Origin of the sequence: Sphingobacterium sp. 1.A.5 (assembly GCF_002734235.1) — a bacterium.
Classification (GTDB): Bacteria; Bacteroidota; Bacteroidia; order Sphingobacteriales; family Sphingobacteriaceae; genus Sphingobacterium; species Sphingobacterium daejeonense.
This window is the reverse complement of sequence record NZ_PEBA01000045.1, coordinates 264,736-278,915: the sequence shown is the minus strand read 5'-3', so window position 1 is coordinate 278,915 and position 14,180 is coordinate 264,736. Positions and strand designations below refer to the sequence as shown.

Sequence of the window (14,180 nt, the reverse complement as noted above, 5' to 3'; positions counted from 1 at the left end):
ATCAGGGATGCCCAGGTCCAGCTCGACCGCGATACATCCACGAAAAAGTACCCCCAAAAGGTCAACGGGAACAAATCCTTCGGAAAATTAAAGGAAAACCTGATAGCCATCTTTTTCAAAAACAGGGAAAGGGAAATCCTCAGGGAGCTCACGGCCTATTTCCTCAAGGACACATTGCCCATTCGAAAGGGAAGATCGTTCCCAAGGCAGCTTAAGACCTCGAATAAAAAGTGCAAGCACAGGACCTACACAAACTACAAACCGGCATGATAAAATCCTTAACTTAATGACATTGCCCAGCGGGGTGTAACTATTATAGCGAGCGCACCTGCCACGCCAGACCAACCCCTGAGGAGTGTAACTATTATAGCGAGGACACCTGGCACGGCTGACCAACCCCTGAGGAGTGTAACTATTATAGCGAGGACACCTGGCACGGCTGACCAACCCATCGGGCAATGTCATTAAGTTAAGTGTGTTAAACAAACATGCCAAGCTGATGGCGTTGTGTTGGATGTGGTTCGCCGTAGTTGGTGAATGCACCGACCACTATTGTTTTTAAATCATAAAAAAAACAGTTTCCTAATCTTGCGATTAGGATGACAGGCATGTCGTTAGAAAGGGGGCGATTTTTGGGAAAATGGAGTTGCGGCGAGCCGCAACTCCATTTTCCCAAAAATCGCCCATTTAAATAAAAGAACGTGTCATTCTCGAGCTTTAGCTCGGGAAACTATTTAGGCGCCGTGCTAGTGTTTTGTTTTTCACAGCGTGGTTAGTTTTTCTGCAATTTATAGTGACACCCCTACAGGGTTAGTGGCCGTCTAAACATGATATTTTCTATAATAGTGCCGCCCCGCTGGGGCGGTATGGCGTGATATGTGGCAGGTGGGGACACCTGCCACGGCTAACCAACCCCGTTTGGATGAAACCACTATTGTGACCAACATCATTTTTCCTGCCGATTGATATTACTTTTTACTTCGTGATTGTTTTGTTATTTGCATGTGTTGAGGATGAGGAAAGGAGTCGGGCTTAAGCAGTGTCGTGCGTTTGCCAACAGCGAAATCATATTAAGTCCGATTCTGAGAATGATAAATGGAAAACAGTAGCTATCGATTTGGATAGTGAACAGAAAGATTTAGGTCTAAATAGTGAATGGCTCCTGCAGAATGAGTTTCCCGTACAGGGAGGTGTGGGAAATTAGCAGGAGCATTCTTTAAATATGATGATTTAAATCCTTGGATGTGCCCTTAGATGTGTAATACTTATATATTGACCTACCTATGAAAAACAAAAATAGCCATCTTTCGATGGCTATTTTCATTTATATCTTAATGCAATTACTTTGCTATTTTTCTGAATTTCCCGAATACTCCCAATGGTAATTTTGGTCCTGCAGTAGCTTGAAGGTATAGTTCTCCGATCTCTAAGTTTTCGACTTTAGGGAAAGAAGTCTTGATCAAGTTTTCTACAATCACAGATGAGAAACCCAAAGAATAAGTGTTAAGAATCAAGAAATGTTCTTTAGGATCCAATAACTGCACGACGTCGCGCATCATTTCCATGATATGGTCTTCCAGTTTCCATTTTTCTCCTTTTGGACCATGCCCATAAGCTGGAGGATCCAGGATAATACCGTTATAGGTGTTTCCTCTTTTCAATTCTCTCTTCACGAATTTGAGTGCATCTTCCACTACCCAACGTATATCTGTCAATCCGGAAAGCTCTTGATTTTCATTTGCCCAAGTTACTACTTGTTTGATGGAGTCGACATGCGTTGTATCTGCTCCAGCAGCCTTAGCAATCAGCGATGCACCACCAGTATAAGCGAATAGATTTAAGACCTTAGGTTTTGGGTTCTTAAAAGACTTAACCGAATCAGAAATATAATCCCAGTTTACTGCTTGCTCAGGAAAGATACCTACGTGCTTGAAGGAGGTAAGTCCCAGTCTGAACTTGATTTCAGCGTCTTTGTTTTTATACTGAATATGCCATCTATCTGGTGTTTTAGGATTTTTTTTCAACCAATCACCAGATGTTGCCGAACGGCCTTTGAATTTAATATGATAGCGTTTGTTCCACTCCGCATCTCCAAGTGCTTTTGGCCATACAGCTTGTGGTTCGGGACGAATTAGGATTAATTCTCCAAAGCGTTCAAGTTTTTCGAAGTCCCCGCAGTCGATTAATTCATAATCTTTCCAATGCTGAGGCGTTAGTAGTTGTATTTGGGAATTGTTGTTCAAGATGCTTGTTTTTCTGCAAAGATAGAAAATTCAACGGAACTAATATTCTACCTGTCTTCTTCCTTTAAGCTTTCCCTAGCGGCTTTCATCAATGGACTAGCAAAGACAAAGTCATTTAATTCTTTGTTGTCAGACTTCAACATGTCCTGATTTGACCCTTCCCAGTATTTTTTTCCTTTATATAAGAACAGGATATAATTTCCGATCCCCATTACGGAGTTCATATCATGGGTCACCACGACGGTTGTACATTTATATTCTTCGGTCAAATCGAGCACGAGTTCATCGATCAAAATTGAAGTTGCTGGATCAAGGCCAGAATTGGGCTCGTCACAGAATAGATATTTTGGGCTCATACTGAATGCCCTGGCGATACCTACCCTTTTTTTCATACCCCCTGAAAGCTCAGATGGATATAAATCATTTTTCCCGGCTAAGTTTACACGTTCCAAACAGAAATTTGCACGATCAATCTTTTCCGCTTTGCTCATTTCGGTGAACATATCCAGGGTAAAGACGATGTTCTGTTCAACGGTCATGGAGTCAAAGAGTGCGGAGTTCTGAAAGAGCATTCCAATTTCTTTTCGAATTGGAACTTTCTCTTCGAAATCCATTTTTGTAAATTCTTGTTTGTCAAAGAAGACTTTACCTTGGTCAGGCTGATGCAATCCGACGATACACTTCAGCAAAGTACTTTTCCCAGAACCGGATCCACCAATAATAAGACTTACTTTGCCCGGTTCAAAAATGGCATCAATTCCATCAAGAACAAGGTTGTCACCAAATGACTTATGTATATTTGTTACTTCAATCATAAATTAATTACAACATTAATGCTGTGATCAGATAATCACATGCTAATATGGATATACATCCTATTACTACAGCTCTCGTGCCTGCTTGTCCAACCTCCAATGCTCCCCCGCGAACGTGAAATCCTTTATATGCTGGAACTGATGTGATAATAAACCCAAATACTGTTGCTTTTACCATCGCTACCACCATTGTGAATCCATTAAATCCACCTCTAATCCCTTCAATATAATCATCTGGTGTTACAGCTCCTGACAATGCTCCACCGAGAAGACCACCCACCAATGCACAACCGATAGCTATAATAACCAATACAGGTACCATAATTACTCCAGCAATGATTTTAGGGAGGATCAAATATCCAGCGGCATTTATACCCATGATTTCTAGGGCATCGATTTGTTCGGTAACACGCATGGAACCGATTTGCGATGAAATAGCGGATCCTACTTTCCCCATCAATACCAATCCTGAAATGGTTGGCCCGAGCTCCAAGATATTGGAGTCACGATTGATCTGACCGATTACAGAAGTTGGGATCAAATCCGAAACCAACTGAAAGGCAATCTGCATGGTCATTACCGCACCGATAAAAGTAGAAATGATAACAATTAAGCCCAACGACCCAACTCCAATCTCTGTCATTTCGTGGAAGATCTCTTTGAGATAGATCTTCATTTTTTCAGGTTTTCGAAAAACCTTCTTCAACAACAGGATATATTCACCAAAATAATAAAATATCATACGTTGGTTTTCTTATATATTTTTGTTTTTAATCAATAATTCTAACGTATCCTTAACAAAATTGTTTTAGATGCGTTCAAGATACAAATTCTGAATGAATCTTTTCACCGACAAAACTAATTGATTTACCGAAAAAATGACAAGTCAAGCCTATTTTCCATTATTTAATTTGTATTATCGTATTAGTTTTGGATAACAAAGCTAACAAACAATGAACAATAAAATTGCAACAGGGATATGGTTGGTATTTGCAGGAGTTGTATTCTTGCTACACAATCTGAAAGTTATAGACTTCAATTTTTTCGGCATTATTAATTTATGGCCATTAATTTTGGTTTCCATCGGGGTGAGTATGTTACTGCAGGGTCGGACCTATGGGAAATATATCGTTATAGGAACCAACATCATTTTATGTGGCATAATATTCTATAATGGTGTTACCAGTAAAGCAAGTGTTTACGATAAACTTGAGAACATAGATTTTTCATCATCTGACAATGAGGTGTCGGGTCCTTTTGCTCAATTGGTTTCTCAACCCATGCCAGCGGTCATTGAATCGGCAAAACTCACTGTGAATGGTGGAGCGGCAAAATATAATTTTACGACAGGCAATGATTCCAGCCATGTTATGACAGCGAAAACATCCCAATCAACTGCTTCTTTAAATCTGAAGAGTAAAGGTGATCGTGATGTCAAACTGGAGTTGAACAGCAAGATGAAAAACAACAAATACAACAATAGCTTGATCAATGTTGAGTTAAACAGAAAACCGATCTGGGAGTTTGAGTTTAATGTTGGAGCGGCAGCTATTATTGGAGATTTCAAAGATATTCGTGTCAAGAAACTTGAAGTAAATTCTGGTGCAAGTTCTTTAGACATCCACCTTCCCAAACCAAATGCTGGCGTTTCAGAAATTGAGGTGAATACAGCTGCTTCGAAAGTTCTTCTATACTTACCGAAGGGTGCCGCATGCCAAGTAGAAACAGATGCTTTATTCTCAAACAATAAATACGAGGATGTTGATATTGTGCAAGATGACTACCGTAAGAGCAAAAATTACGACCAAGAAGCCAATAAATATGACATCAAGGTTTCGGGTGCGGCAAATTCATTATCGATCTTACGCTATTAAACGTGAAATTAGCTAACTTTGCATCGATATGGAAAGTAAGCATTTGACAACATTGGCAGGGGGGTATTGCAACAGCAAGACTGAATATTCTAGGTTTTTCACCCGGGAGGTTCAAATTGGGGATATCCCGATGGGTGGCAACAACCCTATTCGAATCCAAAGTATGACTACGGTTGACACGATGGATACGATGGGTTCAGTAGAGCAGACCATAAAAATGGTTGATGCCGGTTGTGAATATGTTCGCATCACTGCACCTAGTATCAAAGAAGCTGAAAACCTAGCCAATATTAAGAAGGAACTTAGAGCTCGAGGCTATACTGTTCCTTTAGTAGCAGATATCCACTTCACTCCAAATGCTGCTGAGGTTGCAGCCCGAATCGTTGAAAAAGTAAGAGTGAACCCTGGCAATTATGCCGATAAAAAGAAATTTGACCAAATCGATTATACTGACGATGCCTATCAGGCAGAGTTGGACCGTATCTATAAAAAATTCGCCCCATTAGTAAATATCTGTAAGGAATATGGTACTGCCATGAGGATCGGTACGAATCATGGTTCTTTGTCTGACCGGATCATGAGCCGTTATGGAGATACTCCTGAAGGTATGGTTGAATCGGCATTGGAATTTATCCGTATCTGTGAGGACTTGAATTATTACAATTTATGTGTATCCATGAAATCCTCAAACCCACAGGTGATGGTACAAGCCTACCGCCTGTTGGTTGAGAAGATGATTGCGGAGAACATGAATTACCCATTGCATCTAGGTGTTACTGAAGCAGGTGACGGAGAAGATGGCAGAATCAAATCTGCAGTTGGAATAGGGACTTTACTGGAAGACGGCCTTGGAGATACCGTTCGTGTTTCTTTGACAGAAGAACCCGAAAAGGAAGCTCCAGTAGCAATAGCCTTAGTAAATAGATACAGTAAACGTGTCCAGGATTTATTGGAAACTCCAAAAAGAGAGGTTATCCAATTGGCACCAGAAAGAGCAACCAGTCCTTATGAATCGGATGAAGTAAATGCTTTTATTGGAGGATCATTGGTTCCAAGAATTATCGTTGATATTTCAAATCAAAATCTGAAAGATCCTTTTATTCTTTCTGATGTAGGGTATAAGTATGATGCGCTGTTAGACAAATATCATATGGGGGACCAATCTGTAGATTTTGTGTTCTTAGGAGATTCCCTTCCCTCCTTTTCTATGCCTGGAAACTTAAAACAGCTTTATAATTATAAAACTTGGTTGGGGTTAGAAAACAAGACTAATATCCATCCGATCTATACTTTACAGGAATATAACGCAGCAGAAACTAAAGACGCTGCGATGAACCTGATTTATGTGAGCAACGATCAATTGGAATCGGAAGATTTTGCGGCCTTGCAGATTAATAAGACTACTGTTTTTATTCTTGAAACCGACCATTTGCATGGCATGGCAGATCAAAGGCAATTCTTTGCGAATTTTCAAGAGATCGGTATTCATGCTCCAGTGATCATTAAACGCAGCTATCCAGCGTCTGAGTTTTCAGGTCCTATTGGTGACATTATGAATCCGGAGGAGCCTATTTCCAAGATCCAATTGTATGCAGCCACGGATTTTGGGGCATTGCTTATTGATGGCTTGGGATCAGGGATCTGGTTGGACTCCCCAGCAACACCAACAGATAAAATTGCGTCGGTTTCCTTTGGGATTTTACAAGCGACAAGATCTAGGATTTCAAAAACTGAATACATCTCCTGTCCGAGTTGTGGTAGGACACTATTTGACCTTCAAGAAACTACACAGATGATCCGTAGCAGGACCAATCACCTGAAAGGGTTAAAGATTGGTATTATGGGATGTATCGTAAATGGCCCCGGTGAGATGGCCGATGCAGATTATGGCTATGTGGGTGCTGGCCCCGATAAAATCACTTTATATAGAGGGAAAGAGGTGGTGAAAAGAAATGTATCCTCGGCAAAAGCATTGGATGAACTGATTGAGATCATTAAATCAGATGGCTTATGGGTTGAAGAAACCCTTAACTAAAGCCAACACTATAAAAAATAGAAAGCGCCTGAGAAAATTTCTCAGGCGCTTTTCATTTATCTAGATATTCGAAATAGAATTCTTATTTATTCTTTTTAAATCTCATTACGGCAATATCACCAACGATAAGAGTTAATTGGTCACCATTTACACTTTGGACATTTACTTTTTGCAAAGTTTGGAAGAATAAAGGTTCGCCATTTCCTTGACAAGCCATTCTTGTCGATGCAATTGGTGAAAACTTAATGTTACGACCATTAACTTCTGCACTTGAATTAAAGTTATTACAACCTCCATTACCTGTTACTTTATTCGAATTAGGATCGAAGGTAATTGTTGGTTTATTATTTGGGTACAATTCTTCGAATGTGTTACCTGCACCATCGATATAATCCAAGGTCCATGTTCCTGCCAAATTATTTTGAGCATCTACTTTACGGAATTTCGCCAATGGAGCTTTTTTTCCTTGATTCAAGGATAGGATGTCGGCATTCAAGGTATAATTATTCGTGTTTTTGAACACTTCTGACAACAATTTATCAGTTTCCATATCATCACAAGCCATCATGGTAGACATTCCTGGCTTAAATGTGATTTTTCCATTTCCACCAAAAAGGTATTCACCTCCCATTGTATTACAACCGCCGGATGCTGCATATCGAGTTCCGTCGTTCATGAAGTCTAAAAATGGTTCTTTATTATTTAACTTACCGGTAATTTCTTTCCCATTCAGTTCGATCAGTACCCATCTGTTACCTGTTATTTCAGATTGCTCAGATGATTGATTTGCTACAACTTTTTTCCCTCCAGCGCAGCTAGCAAATAAAATAGTTAAAACTGCCAATGCACTAAAAATAGATTTTTTCATATATATCATTGTTTAAACTCTTATTATTAATACCTAAAATTTTCCAAAAGGTTTAAAATATAATTTCCCGATCAGTCAATTTTGGATGGATATGACAAATACCATGCAAAGATTTAAAACTAGGATAAACTTTCAAAAATTTTGAATAAACAGTCAAAAAACCTTTGTAAATGACATTATATATGGCTTATTTAATACGATTTTCCTTATGTTTGTAGCTAATTAAGAATTAATCTAAAAAGCAGATTGGACAGCTTAATCATTAATATCCTAACACCTGTAGCAATATTTCTGTTTATTGCACTTTTTACGCTATTTGCTGTGTATGCAGAGCGTAAGATAGCGGGTTTTGTTCAGGATAGGTTAGGTCCCATGGAGACGGGGAAATATGGTTTATTGCAGACTTTTGCTGATATCCTCAAACTCCTTCAAAAGGAATTGATTTCTCCATCCGCTGCGGACAAAATCCTATTTGCTGCCGCACCGGTTATAATTTTCGTTGCCGTTTTCATTGGTTACAGCGTTGTACCTTGGGGACCAGACTTATTACCATCCAATACACATACAGGTCTATTTTTCATTATGGCAGTCGTTTCGATAGATGCGATTGGTATCCTTATGGCTGGCTGGGGGTCAAATAATAAGTTTTCTTTATTGGGATCCATCCGCGCCATTGCACAAATGATATCTTATGAGCTACCAGTAGGATTGTCCTTGATAGCAGCTGTTATGATTACCCAAACCCTCAATTTAAATGATATAGCTTTAAACCAAGGTGTTTGGGCCACCCAAGATATATACTTCTTGGGATTCTGGAAAGTGAATGATATTGGTGGCTTATTGGCATGGAATGTATTTCAGGCACCCCATCTACTGATTAGCTATGCTATATTTTTTATAGCGACTTTGGCCGAGTGTAATAGGGCACCATTTGATATTCCAGAGGCCGAAAGTGAATTGATTGGAGGATTCCACACTGAATACGGTGGAATTCGGTTTGCTTTTATTTTCTTGGCGGAGTATGCCATGATGTTCTTGGTATCGATGTTGGGTGTTGTGATCTTCTTGGGAGGATGGAATACGCCATTGCCTAATATTGGCCCGGCAAGATTGGCGGATTGGACTACCGGTCCTATTTGGGGGATTTTCTGGACATTGTTGAAATCCCTATTTATTGTTGCTGTTCAAATCTGGATTCGATGGACATTACCTCGATTCCGTGCTGATCAGCTGATGACTTTATGTTGGAAGATCCTTATTCCTTTGGCTTTTGTTTGTATGGCCATTTCAGGATTATGGAGAATACTAATAATGATATAATTGATACTTAAAACGACGATACAAGGAGTGGCGACTGCCCTTAAAGGACTTACATTAACGGTGAGACACCTTTTTAGTGCCCGCAAAAAGCGTCAATCACTGGATATTAAGAAAGAGAATTATTTTGACCAACAAGCCGGGGTTACGACGGTACAATATCCTAGGGAAAAAATGCCAATCCCTGAAGTCGCCAGGTACCAATTGGACGTAGAAATAGATGATTGTATTGTTTGTGATCTATGTGCGAAGGCATGTCCAGTTGACTGTATAACCATTGAGGCCATTAAATCTCCAGAGGCAATTGGCAAAACTTCTAATGGCTCAGTAAAAAGACTTTATGCTGCAGAGTTCGATATTGACATGGCAAAATGCATGTATTGTGGTCTATGTACTGTAGTATGTCCTACAGAGTGTATTACCATGACTGATAAATATGATCGTGTAACTACTAATCTTGCCGACTTAACCTATTCCTTCGCAGATATGACCGCTGAAGAAATCAAACTTCGAAAGGAAGAATGGACAAAGTTTCAAGCTGAAAAGGAGGCAGCAAAGAAAAAATAATGGAGTTAGCCATATTTTATGCTTTTGCCGCTTTGACCTTAGGGTCTGCCCTATTGGTAGTTAGTCTTAAAAATACTGCACGGGCATTATTTCTATTCTTTGTTGTTTTATTCGGCATGGTCGGGCTGTTTATATTTGCTTTAGCTGATTTCGTGGCAATTACACAAATCATGGTCTATGTGGGCGGTGTATTAATCCTTATGATTTTTGCATTTATGCTTTCCAACAAAGAACTATTGGCAGATCTTCAGAATACCTCAGCAAGGTTTCTTTCCTTACCCAATTGGCAATCTTTATTACTGTGCATAGGATTTCTTGCTGTAATGGTTTACGGAATTATTGAATGGCAGGAAAATAGTCCAAATTGGATAAACGAAAATATTCGCAGTGGTCAAATTATCAAATCTACTGATAACAACATCAATCAATTGGGAATCAAATTTATGACCCAATATCTCTTGCCATTTGAGGTTATATCTATCTTCTTATTGGCAGCTTTGGTCGGTGCAGCACATTTATCTCGAAAGGAGGATAGTAAATGATTACGCTTACCCATTTTCTGATTGTATCTGCGTGTTTATTTTGTATTGGTCTTTACGCCATTATAGCGAAGAGAAACGCCATTATGATTTTGGTAGGGATTGAATTTATTATCAATGCTTCAATCTTGAATCTTGTAGCTTTCAGCCGATATGATAAAATAAACTATGGCGGGCAAATATTTGCGCTTTTCGCCATTGTTTTGGCAGCAGCAGCAGTTGCAGTAGGTCTCGCCATTATTTTAAATGTCTATAGAAAATACAAAACAATCAATCCGGATAATATAACCGATTTAAGAGACTAATGAGTGAGCTGCTTAACATATCGTCAGTAATGGGAAGCATACTTGTCGTGCTTCTGCCTTTCCTTGCGTTCCTCATTCAAGCAATCCTTGGAAAAAGAGGCAAATCAGGTAATGTTTCATTGATTGCGATTCTTCTAAGCACTATTTTGAGTCTAATATTTGTCTTTGCTGAGGTATGGAGATCTACTCCTATTTCTGCTGACTACAATTGGTTTACCATAGGCACCCATACGTTTACGATAGGAGTTTTATTAAACAATCTAACTGTATTAATGCAGTTAATTGTTTGCGTTATCGCATTGCCAGTTCATATTTATTCTAGGACTTATATTAAGGGAGACCCTGGTATCCATCGGTATTGGATGTACCTGAGTTTATTTTGTTTTTCGATGTTGGGGCTGACTATTTCCAACAATCTATTAATGATGTATATCTTCTGGGAATTGGTTGGTTTTGCATCTTACCTCCTGATTGGATTTTGGTTCACGAAAGAATCAGCTGTACAAGCAAACAAAAAAGCTTTTATAATCAACAGAATTGGTGATTTAGGATTTTTATTGGGTATCGCCTCAGTTTATTCTATTTATGGAAGTTTAAACTTGGTAGAACTTTTTGGCAAGGAAGGATTGGTATCAACATTACCTCAGGCAACTGCAGGTTGGATGACATTTACTGGCATCTGCTTTTTTGTTGGTGCAATGGCAAAGTCGGCTCAATTTCCCTTGCATGTATGGCTACCAGACGCTATGGAAGGTCCTACTGCAGTTTCCTCTTTAATCCATGCTGCTACCATGGTTGCTGCCGGAGTGTTCTTAATAAGCACCGTATTCCCACTTTTCAATGAGACTGTCCTGCTATTTATAACCATCATAGGTACCCTTACAGCATTGTTATCGGCATATTTTGCCCTTAGTCAAAAAGATATCAAACGAATTTTGGCTTTTTCCACTATTTCGCAATTAGGTTTTATGGTTGTAGCGGTTGGGGTTGGAGCTTGGGATGCTGCGATGTTTCACCTAGCCACCCATGCTTTCTTTAAATGCCTCCTATTCCTTTCTGCAGGTGCAATCATACATGAAATGGCACACCTAAAAAAAGCTAATCATTTAGACATAGACCCCCAAGACATCAACAACATGGGAGGATTGAGGAAATGGATGCCAAAGACATTCATGCTCATGTCGATTGCTTCTCTAGCATTAGCTGGTTTCCCATTGACCTCAGGTTTCCTTTCAAAAGATGCTATTTTGATATCCACGTTTGAATGGGCTTTGCATCATGGACAAGGTTTTGTAATTATCCCAATCGTTTTAACCTTTGTGAGTATTTTGACGGCGTTCTATATTGGAAGGCTGATTTTCAAAGTGTTTTTTGGAGAATTTAGACTACAAGTTGAGAAAATGATTATTCATGAAGCCAACCTAACCATGATTGGTCCCATGATTTTTTTAGCAATTTGTTCATTATTTTTTGTGTTTTCTTGGAATCCATTTGCATATCATCATTCTTTTATTTTAAGTGGTTTTGATGTAAAATATACATTCTCTGAAATTCATTCATTGCATATTATTCTGCCGATTTTCTTGACTCTTGGATCGGCAATTTCTTGGGCAATAGGCTGGAATTGGTATGTAAAAAATAAGTATCCATTAAATGCTCAGAATGGATGGATCGCACTTTCCCAGAATCAGGGTTATCTTAACGAGATTTATCAAAAGGCTTTTGTCAATAGCACCTTGAGCTTGAGCAATGGCTTATATTGGTTTGACAGAAATATTATTGATGGGTTTGTAAACATGTTGGCCTCGGTCGTTCGAGGAACCGCTCAATTGAGCAGTTGGATTGACCGCAACATAGTGGATGGATTGGTAAATACAATTGGTGGCACGACCTATTATATCGGCCACTTATTGAGATGGGTACAAAATGGAAGGCTCCAGAATTATTTGGGTTTTGCCTTCACGGTATTATTAATTGGAATAATTTATTTGATATTAAAATAAGATGGGTGCATTATCCTTACTTATATTTCTTCCTTTGATTGCTTTAGCAGGGATCTTGATTCTTCCCAACCGGTTTGGGCAAAGCTTCAAGTATATCGCATTGGTTGTCACCTTAGTTCAATTTGGGTTGGCAGGTTATCTGTATGCTAATTACAATGGAATAGCTGGCAACTTTAACGAAGTTTCAAGCTATCAATATGTCGAGCAATTACCTTGGATAAGGTTGGATTTAGGATCCCTTGGTAAGCTTGAAATTGACTATTTCCTTGGTGTCGATGGGTTTTCATTGCCTTTATTATTGTTAAGTGCTTTTGTGATGCTAATGGCTGTAGGCGCATCATGGAATATGGAGAAAAGTAAAAAAGGATATTTTGCGCTTTTGATGCTGTTGAACACTGCTGTCATGGGTATATTTTGTGCTCTTGATTTCTTCTTGTTCTATGTTTTCTATGAAGTGATGTTGCTTCCTCTATACTTTTTGATAGGTATCTGGGGAGGTGCCAGAAGAGAATATGCCGCGATCAAGTTCTTTATTTATACTTTATTCGGGTCAGTATTTATGTTATTGGTGATTGTTGGACTTTATTTTTCGGTTCAAAATCCAAATACTGGAGCACATACCTTCAATATGCTTTACATGATGAACCCTGAAAACTACGTTCAAGGTTCATTCTTTGATTTCTTGGGAAATAACAATGAAATATTGGGTATATCGGCGAGAATGATTGGTTTTATAGTACTTTTCATTGCATTCGCCATCAAGATTCCTATTGTTCCCTTACATACCTGGTTACCTGATGCACACGTAGAAGCTCCGACCCCTGTATCAATTATTCTAGCAGGGATACTGTTGAAAATTGGTGGTTATGGTGTAATCCGTATCTGTTTGGGAATCTTTCCTGATGCAGCCGCCGACGCCAATTGGTGGTTGGGCCTAATAGGTGTTGTCTCTATTATTTATGGAGCATTAAATGCCTTGGCACAAACCGATTTAAAGCGTTTGATTGCGTATTCATCAGTTTCGCATATGGGTTTTGTATTGTTGGGAATTGCTTCTCTTACCGCTGAAGGTATTTCAGGCGCTATGTTCCAGATGCTGAGTCACGGGTTTTTATCAGCTGCCCTATTTTTCTTGGTTGGTGTAATCTATGACCGCGTTCATGACAGGTATATCTATAATTTCCGCGGATTGGCTGGTCTTATGCCCAAATACACCGCTTATATTGCCATTGCTTTTTTTGCATCCTTAGGTTTGCCAGGATTCTCCGCATTTATTGGTGAAGCATTTGTTATCATCGGAACATTCAATGCTGAAAGCATCAATACTGGAATTCCTCGCTGGATGGCCATTTTTGGATCATTAGGGATACTGATGAGTGCAGCATATTTCCTTTGGACCTTACAGCGTATGTTCTTTGGTCAGACAAGATTGAAAGGTGGCGAAGAATGGGCCCAAAAATTATCAGATCTGAATACCCGAGAACAAATCATTTTATTCCCAACTTTGGCTTTAGCGCTATTATTGGGCATCATGCCTTCATTGGTTTTTGCTGTGCTGAATGACTCTGTTCTGAACTTATTAAATTTGGTTACACCGTACTTGTAGAGGATTGA

13 protein-coding genes are annotated in these 14,180 nt (G+C 39.2%); 9 read left to right on the top strand and 4 right to left on the bottom strand.

The window, feature by feature from the left end:
- Nucleotides 1-270: hypothetical protein (locus CRT24_RS20930; RefSeq protein ID WP_218962579.1), on the top strand; the 270-nt coding region annotated here is incomplete at its 5' end.
- 1,070 nt (nt 271-1,340) lie between these two features.
- Here CRT24_RS20930 and CRT24_RS15575 read toward each other — a convergent pair.
- From CRT24_RS15575 to CRT24_RS15565, 3 genes are read right to left on the bottom strand one after another with little or no spacing between them, the layout of a single operon-like run.
- Nucleotides 1,341-2,243, bottom strand: coding sequence for a class I SAM-dependent methyltransferase (locus CRT24_RS15575; RefSeq protein WP_373604706.1), 903 nt, complete (start codon nt 2,241-2,243; stop codon nt 1,341-1,343).
- A gap of 47 nt (nt 2,244-2,290) precedes the next feature.
- Nucleotides 2,291-3,058 carry an ABC transporter ATP-binding protein gene (locus tag CRT24_RS15570; RefSeq protein ID WP_099372122.1) on the bottom strand — a complete coding sequence of 256 codons (768 nt, stop codon included), beginning with the start codon at nt 3,056-3,058 and terminating at the stop codon, nt 2,291-2,293.
- A gap of 7 nt (nt 3,059-3,065) precedes the next feature.
- Nucleotides 3,066-3,800, bottom strand: coding sequence for an ABC transporter permease (locus tag CRT24_RS15565; RefSeq protein WP_099372121.1), 735 nt, complete (start codon nt 3,798-3,800; stop codon nt 3,066-3,068).
- A gap of 211 nt (nt 3,801-4,011) precedes the next feature.
- Here CRT24_RS15565 and CRT24_RS15560 point away from each other — a divergent pair, with 211 nt between their 5' ends.
- Together CRT24_RS15560 and ispG are read left to right on the top strand one after the other, a co-directional pair.
- The gene (locus tag CRT24_RS15560) at nt 4,012-4,932 is read left to right on the top strand and encodes a LiaI-LiaF-like domain-containing protein (RefSeq protein ID WP_099372120.1); all 921 of its coding nucleotides are present in this window, start codon (nt 4,012-4,014) and stop codon (nt 4,930-4,932) included.
- 28 nt (nt 4,933-4,960) lie between these two features.
- Nucleotides 4,961-6,967, top strand: a complete 2,007-nt coding sequence (gene ispG, locus CRT24_RS15555) for a (E)-4-hydroxy-3-methylbut-2-enyl-diphosphate synthase (RefSeq protein WP_099372119.1) — start codon at nt 4,961-4,963, stop codon at nt 6,965-6,967.
- Between the two features lie 82 nt (nt 6,968-7,049).
- Here ispG and CRT24_RS15550 read toward each other — a convergent pair whose 3' ends face one another.
- The gene (locus CRT24_RS15550; RefSeq protein WP_099372139.1) at nt 7,050-7,835 is read right to left on the bottom strand and encodes an META domain-containing protein; all 786 of its coding nucleotides are present in this window, start codon (nt 7,833-7,835) and stop codon (nt 7,050-7,052) included.
- 246 nt (nt 7,836-8,081) lie between these two features.
- Here CRT24_RS15550 and nuoH point away from each other — a divergent pair, with 246 nt between their 5' ends.
- Genes nuoH through CRT24_RS15520 form a run of 6 tightly spaced genes read left to right on the top strand, consistent with a single transcriptional unit; the run spans nt 8,082 to nt 14,172 of the window.
- On the top strand, nt 8,082-9,155 hold the full coding sequence (gene nuoH, locus CRT24_RS15545; RefSeq protein ID WP_099372118.1) for an NADH-quinone oxidoreductase subunit NuoH: 1,074 nt from the start codon (nt 8,082-8,084) through the stop codon (nt 9,153-9,155).
- Nucleotides 9,156-9,158: 3 nt separating this feature from the next.
- Nucleotides 9,159-9,719 (top strand): 4Fe-4S binding protein, encoded by a 561-nt coding sequence (locus tag CRT24_RS15540; protein WP_099372138.1) that lies wholly within the window; start codon nt 9,159-9,161, stop codon nt 9,717-9,719.
- A complete protein-coding gene (locus tag CRT24_RS15535) occupies nt 9,719-10,261 on the top strand; it encodes an NADH-quinone oxidoreductase subunit J (RefSeq protein WP_099372117.1) in 543 nt (180 codons plus the stop codon). The genes CRT24_RS15540 and CRT24_RS15535 overlap by 1 nt, the downstream gene beginning before the upstream one ends.
- Entirely contained in the window at nt 10,258-10,563 is a 306-nt protein-coding gene (gene nuoK, locus CRT24_RS15530; protein WP_099372116.1) for an NADH-quinone oxidoreductase subunit NuoK, read from the top strand. The genes CRT24_RS15535 and nuoK overlap by 4 nt, the downstream gene beginning before the upstream one ends.
- A 29-nt stretch (nt 10,564-10,592) precedes the next feature.
- The gene (gene nuoL / locus CRT24_RS15525; protein WP_257214063.1) at nt 10,593-12,566 is read left to right on the top strand and encodes an NADH-quinone oxidoreductase subunit L; all 1,974 of its coding nucleotides are present in this window, start codon (nt 10,593-10,595) and stop codon (nt 12,564-12,566) included.
- Nucleotide 12,567: 1 nt separating this feature from the next.
- Nucleotides 12,568-14,172: a NuoM family protein gene (locus CRT24_RS15520; RefSeq protein ID WP_099372114.1), complete on the top strand. Its 1,605-nt coding sequence runs from the start codon at nt 12,568-12,570 to the stop codon at nt 14,170-14,172.
- Nucleotides 14,173-14,180: the final 8 nt, after the last annotated feature.